This is a genomic window from Bradyrhizobium sp. MI1.3 (assembly GCF_055811695.1).
The window spans coordinates 1-6,410 of the sequence record NZ_JBVVPQ010000146.1 but is presented as its reverse complement, the minus strand read 5'-3'; the positions used below and the strand labels follow the sequence as shown (position 1 = coordinate 6,410).

The 6,410-nt window shown below is 57.9% G+C and carries 4 protein-coding genes and 1 pseudogene; 4 read left to right on the top strand and 1 reads right to left on the bottom strand.

The window, feature by feature from the left end; all coding sequences use genetic code 11:
• The 3 genes from AC0L3A_RS39685 to AC0L3A_RS39675 form a co-directional block, all read left to right on the top strand.
• Positions 1–873, top strand: an 873-nt coding sequence (locus tag AC0L3A_RS39685) for an MFS transporter (RefSeq protein ID WP_473256458.1), incomplete at its 5' end; no start/stop codon positions are given.
• A gap of 1,010 nt (positions 874–1,883) precedes the next feature.
• Positions 1,884–3,497, top strand: a complete 1,614-nt coding sequence (locus tag AC0L3A_RS39680) for an oleate hydratase (protein WP_473256457.1) — start codon at positions 1,884–1,886, stop codon at positions 3,495–3,497.
• A 26-nt stretch (positions 3,498–3,523) separates the two neighbouring features.
• Complete coding sequence (locus tag AC0L3A_RS39675) at positions 3,524–4,282, top strand: glucose 1-dehydrogenase (RefSeq protein ID WP_439034105.1); 759 nt, start codon at positions 3,524–3,526, stop codon at positions 4,280–4,282.
• A 498-nt stretch (positions 4,283–4,780) separates the two neighbouring features.
• On the opposite strand, the pseudogene AC0L3A_RS39670 reads toward AC0L3A_RS39675, so the two are convergent.
• Positions 4,781–5,542 (bottom strand): annotated as a pseudogene (locus AC0L3A_RS39670) (IS110 family RNA-guided transposase); the annotation flags it as partial.
• A 131-nt stretch (positions 5,543–5,673) separates the two neighbouring features.
• Here AC0L3A_RS39670 and AC0L3A_RS39665 point away from each other — a divergent pair.
• On the top strand, positions 5,674–6,285 hold the full coding sequence (locus tag AC0L3A_RS39665; RefSeq protein ID WP_473256459.1) for an IS4/Tn5 family transposase DNA-binding protein: 612 nt from the start codon (positions 5,674–5,676) through the stop codon (positions 6,283–6,285).
• The last annotated feature ends 125 nt before the right edge of the window (positions 6,286–6,410 follow it).

Sequence of the window (6,410 nt, the reverse complement as noted above, 5' to 3'; positions counted from 1 at the left end):
AGAAGTGGAGGCGTCAAGCACCCCCACGATATGCCGCCTTCCCGATTCCCGCCGTCACCAACTTTCGGCGATAGCTCCCGTATGGGTGTTGCGACCGCAATCGTATTCGGCGGGATCTCGATGGCGACCGTTGTTGGCGTGCCGCTCGCGAACCTCGTCGGTCAGGTGAGCGGATGGCGTGCAGCGTTCGGATTAATTGGAGCCATCGGACTGATCACCTCAGCCCTGATGGTGGCAGTTCTTCCGAACATGGAGGCCGGGACGCCAGCGGGATGGAGAGAGCTTGGATCGGTCTGCCGCAGACATGACCTGCTGGGGATCTATGCCGTAACGGCATTCATGGCGGCGGCGCACTTCGCGGCGTACACATTTATAGAACCATTCCTCAGAGAGACCAAATCTTGCCCATGTCATGATTGGCGCGTTATTGTTCAGCTTTGGTGGAGCAGGATTTCTTGGGAACATCCTGGCCGGCGTTCTCATCCACCGATTCACCAAGTCCATCATCACTGCTGGGCCCTGTGTCTGGCGCTCGTTGGCCTTGGATGGTTCGGTCCCCAACTGGGGACAGATCGGGTCCTTGTCTTGCTGGTCATCTGGGGCGCCGCCGCCGCGGCGCTGTTCGCGGGACTGCAGACCTGGATCCTGCGCGCCGCCGGTTCGACAATCATGACTGCTGCCGCGATACACTCGGCGGTCATCAATTCAGCCATCGGCTTCGGAGCCGTCCTTGGCGCCCAGATATTGACTGTAGCCGGCGTATCGGGAGTGATGCTGGCCGCCGGTATGGTCGTCATTGTCCCGCTGCTGATAGTGCTACCGCAAGCGGTCCCACAGACTGTTTTGAAAAAAGGGTCGTTGCTTGATGGATGACGCCGCAGCCAGGCGCACAACGCAGATCGCTACTGCCCCCATGACGGATGTCGTAGGTAACATTCTGCTGGTACGCAAGCGTGGGACCGAAAGTTTCATGCAGCACGGGCCGAAAGATCGAACGGGGTAAAACACCACGCGAGGCCCTGTCCCAAGAACTGATTGAGGAACTCGGAATCGAAGTGTCCGCCGATGTACCCGAACATCTCGGTCGGTGTCGATCGAGCACTTTCTTGGGCCAATCCAATCGAGGTAGAAAGACGTAAGCTGGCGCTGGCGCAACTCACACGTGAGTATGTGCTGCCCGTTCCCAAGATTCGCTAACGAATGCGACAATACCAAAGCCGGAGATGTGAAGGGCGTACTGGAGGAGTATTTGCGCATATTTTATGCGCCCACATCTTCAGTTGTAGCTGCCTTCTTACGCTTTTAGTGCCAACACAGATGTGGAAGTAATGACAATACTTGTGACGGGTGGCGCCGGGCATTGGGCGGCGCTGATGCTAGCCGTCCTTCTGCGGCGTTGCCGGCGCGCGGCGTAGAGATCAAGCGGTCGGTGTTCACCGATCACGCGGGTCAATCGGCGATCCAGTGTTCATCGAGCAGGCGATGAAGGGGTGCGGACGGTCTTTCATGCGGCGACGCTGCACAAGCGTAAGCGTAGCTCTGCGGCCTTTTTGATTGGTGCTTGACGCCTATTTTGAGCGCGTGACGCGGCGCCGCGGCTTCCAAATTTCAGACGAAGCGTTGACGGCGGCCTCGAGCGCCTTGCTGACGATGACGTTGGGATCGAAGTGTTCGGGCCCCTCCGGCTTCATGAAACACCCAATCTCGGTGTCCATCAAACCGGCAGCAGCTCACTTCGGCCCGGCGACAGCTACCTAAAGGGGTAGGCCCAGCTCCCGCAACGGAGAGCTATGTTGTGGTTGGTCACATAGGTCCGTTGAGCCCCCAACTGACGATCACCGGATCGACACGCCCTGGTACAACCTGTGTTCTCGGAGGACCTCATGTGCCCTGCGCCCCAGTTATCGCGCCCCCATCCGCAGGCGACTCCACGTAGAGCCTATTTGGTCGGAACGGGCATCGCCGCGTTGGCGGCTGCGGCCTATCTCATCAAGGAGGGCGGGCTTATGGGCCCTAATGTGGTGCTGTTCGAGGAGACGGAGCACTTTGGCGGTAGCCTCGACGCAACGGGCAATCCGAAAGATGGCTATTTGATGCGCGGCGGGCGCATGTTCGAGGAGAACTTTAACTGCACCTTCGATTTACTCTCCTTCATTCCCTCGATCGGCGATCCGGCCAAGTCGGTGAAGGACGAACTGATGGAGTTTCATCAGGAGTTCTCCTGGGACGACAAAGCACGCCTGATCTCGGGCGGTGAGATCGTCGACGTGTCTGACCTTGGTTTTACGGAGAAAGACCGACTCGATCTCGTGGCCTTATGCGCAACCCCGGAATCTGTGCTTGGCATTAGGACGATTCAGGACTGCTTCGAGTCCGAGTTCTTCAACAGTAACTTTTGGTTCATCTGGTGCACCACCTTCGCTTTTGCGCCCTGGCATAGTGCGGTCGAGTTCAAGCGCTACTGCCTCAGGTTCCTGCACCTGTTTCCGACCATCGACAGCATGAGGGGGATCTACCGGACCCGGTTCAACCAGTTCGATGCCATAGTTCGCCCGATCGTCGCGTGGTTGACGATGCGAGGCGTGCGGCTGGAGAAGGGGGCGGAGGTCACCGATATTGATGTCTTGATCCAACACGGGCAGAAGACTGCCACGTGCCTACGCTACAAGCAGGGCGGGGAGCATCGCGCTATAGATCTGACGGAGCGAGATCTGGTTTTCATCACGAACGGGTCGATGACATCCGACACCAGCTACGGCTCAATGGACACGGTTCCGGTTCTGAACAGAGACCGAAACGGCAGCTCTTGGAAGCTATGGGAACGTTTGGCCAGCATAAGCCCGGACTTCGGTCAGCCCGCGGCCTTTGTCTCTAGTCTTGCCAAATCCAAATGGGAGTCCTTCACGGTCACGGGCGATGATTCGACCTTCTTCGATCGGCTTGAAGCCTTCACCGGAAGCAGTGCCGGGCACGGCGGACTAATCACGATCAAGGATTCCAATTGGCTTCTGACCATTGTCCTTAACGCACAGCCACACTATTTCGAACAGCCGAAGAATGTTTGGGTCTGGTGGGGTTACGGGCTGTTCCCAGACCAACCCGGTAACTTCGTCCATAGGCCCATGTCAGAGTGCACGGGGCGTGAAGTCCTTATCGAGTTGCTTTTGCACTTGCGCTTTACGGACAGTATTCCGCGCATTCTCGACAGCTCGCGCGTCGTGACCGCGATGATGCCCTACATCACGGCCCAGTTCATGCCACGGACTGGGACGGACCGACCGAAGGTGATTCCCAAGGGATCGCGCAATCTCGCCTTCATCGGCCAATTCTGCGAAATGCCTGACGACGTCGTGTTTACGGTGGAATATTCCGTTCGCGCGGCGCAAACCGCCGTGTTCACCTTGCTCGACGTTAAACGCGGGGTCTCGCCCCTCTACAAGGGCCAGCGTGATCCCGGCATTCTTTTTAGTGCTTGGAAAACGCTGCACCGCCGTTAGCCAACAAACGAAGCGAGGCCCCTGTCGTGAGGCGTATGAATGAGAAAGTCATTCTGGTCACGGGCGGAGCTCGAGGGATGGGTGCCGCTCATGCCCGCCTGCTGGTAGACGAGGGGGCAAGAGTGGTGATCACTGATCTTCTTCAGGAAGAAGGAGAGATCCTCGCGGCTCAACTTGGTACGTCGGCTCTATATGTGCGTCAGGACGTCACACAGCCGGAGGAGTGGTGCAACGCGATCGCGAGCGCGGAAAATAGCTTCGGCGCGCTGAACGGCCTGGTCAACAACGCGGGTATCTGCAGCTTTGCCCCGATCGAGCAGCTCTCGCTCGATCAGTGGAACAAAACCCTCGCAGTCAATCTTACTGGTGTGTTCCTCGGCATGCAGGCGGCTCTACCCGCGATGCGCCGCGCTGGCGGCGGTTCGATCGTGAACATCTCATCAGTCGAGGGGCTGCGTGGTAGTGCAGGGCTCAATGCCTATGTCGCCTCGAAGTTCGGGGTTCGGGGTCTGACGAAGTCCGCCGCCCTGGAGGCAGCGGCGTCGGGTGTCCGAGTGAACTCTGTTCATCCCGGCTTGGTCGCCACCCCGACCACCAGGAACTGTGATGGCTACTGTTTTCCTATTCCACTCGGGCGGGCCGCCCAGCCGCAAGAAGTGTCGGAAGCAGTGTTGTTCCTGCTCAGCGACCAGTCCTCCTATCTAACCGGCTCGGAAATCGTGGTTGATGGTGGTCTGACGATAGGTCTCCCGCACAAATGTCTTCCACCGGAAAGCATCTTTTGAGAAACATCGACTGCTTGTGTCATCCGTCAAAGCAGCTTCAAACTCTCGACCGATCCCTCCTTGCTCGCCGACTACGACATCCCGATAAGCATGGACGGCAGGAGCGCCCGGCACAGGCTTGTGGCGCAGCGGCAAATGCGCGGAATTATACGTGAGGGCCTATGACAAGATCAACAAGCGCGCAGCTCGATCGGCCGATATGTGTTTCGGCATGGAATAAGGGCTCTGACTCATATGTGGAACGGCCCGGGCCGCAAGATCTTTCTCTGGTTGAACAAGGGATGACGGTGCGGTCATATGTTCGGCCTCTAAAACACGGCGCCTGGCCGCTGGCCACGATGATATCCGCGGAAGCAATCGCCCAATCAATTTCTCGCGCTCGAAGCGCAGTGAGTCAGGCGGTCTGATTGCTACCGGGAATGACGTCATTCGGGGTTCATCCAGATTTGCACCTTGCCTCCTCGGCAGCTTTCTTCTTCCGCCGGAGAGCTCTTAAGATTAGGTTTTCAGCATTGCAGCCGGCGCCTGATAGATGCCGCCTCTGACCAGCAAGGCCCAGATGGTGCGCGCCATCTTATTGGCGAGCGCCACGGATACGACCTTGACCGGCCGTCTTTGCAGCATGGTCCGAATCCAGAGCGGGACTTTCAAGCCTCGTTTAGCAAGCTTGATGATCGAGGTCGCACCAACGATCAAGAGCGTCCGTCGTTGCCGATTTCCACGCTTTGATATCGCGCCGAGCCTTTCGTTTCCGCCGCTCGACTGTGCCCTCGGTGTGAGCCCCGTCCAAGCCGCAAAATCTCGTGCAGTCGCAAAATTGCGAGCATCCAAAACCGATGTCCGAACGGTAGCGGCGATGAGAGGACCGACACCCGGAATGCTCATCAGACGCCTTGCATCGGGGTCCTTTCTGACGGCAACCAAAATCTCTCTGTCGAGCTTCTCTATGCGGGTTGTAAGCAGCTCAATCTGTTCAGCGAATAGGATCAGGGCAAAGCGGGCGGCGCCGGGGATCCTATTGTCTTTTTCGTCCCGGAGAAGGACCAAGAGTTTTGCGATGCTTGCCATGCCTGTGCCGGCGATAATGCCCAATTCGGCCATATGAGCCCGCAGAGCATTTGCAGTCTGGCTGCGCTGCCTCATTAGCATCTCTCGCGTTCGCAAAATCATGCTGGCTGCTTGTTGTTCGGCAGTCTTCACCGGTACGAACCGCATTGTCGGGCGGGTGACCGCCTCACAAATGGCTTCAGCATCGTACGCATACGACGAAGCTTTCAATTACCCACAAATGCTTGATTCTATTGCGATAGCCCCGATCGAAAAATCTTGAATCGGATGAATCGCTTGTGATTCATTGTCGAGCACCTGAATCGCGGCGGCGAGGTGCCTTGATGCGTTCAAGCGGAACGACGTGTCGTTGGTCGGCCAGCCCGGATGATGGTGCTGAAAGCGCCGTCGAACATTGGACGGAGCGGGAGATCGACAAAGCAGCTTTCAAAGATGCCCGTCTGGGTCAGCGATTTGGGGAGCTGTTGAAGCAAATTGGTGACGGCATGGGCGGAAGCATACCGCTCGCATGCCAGGACTGGGCGAGCACGAAGGCGGCCTACCGCTTCTTCGCCAACGAACGCGTGGAGGAAGCTGACATCCTCAGCGGCCACTTCGCCGCCACACGCACGCGCTACGACGATTGTACGGGCCCAATTCTCCTCATTCAGGACACGACGGAATTCTCCTACCAACGTGCGAATACGAGCGCCATCGGCCTGACCAAGAGCGTCAATAGCGGCCGGGACAAGGATGGCCGTTGGCGTCATCACACGGTCTGCGGAATGCTGATGCATTCCAGTCTCGCCGTAACTGTCGAGGGCCTACCGCTGGGATTGGCGGCGGTGAAGTTCTGGACACGGAAACAGTTCAAAGGCACCGCGCAGCTCAAGAAGAAGATCAACCCGACCCGCGTTCCCATCGAGAAGAAGGAAAGCGTTCGCTGGCGCGTATGACATGCCGGGCAGGTCATTCCGACAAGCTGGAAACCTTCGGGACCGGATGCATGAAAGCCGATGGGAAGGCCGGCCTTGCTTCCAGGATTGAGTAGATAGCCGTACCGCTTCAGACCATCGGCGAG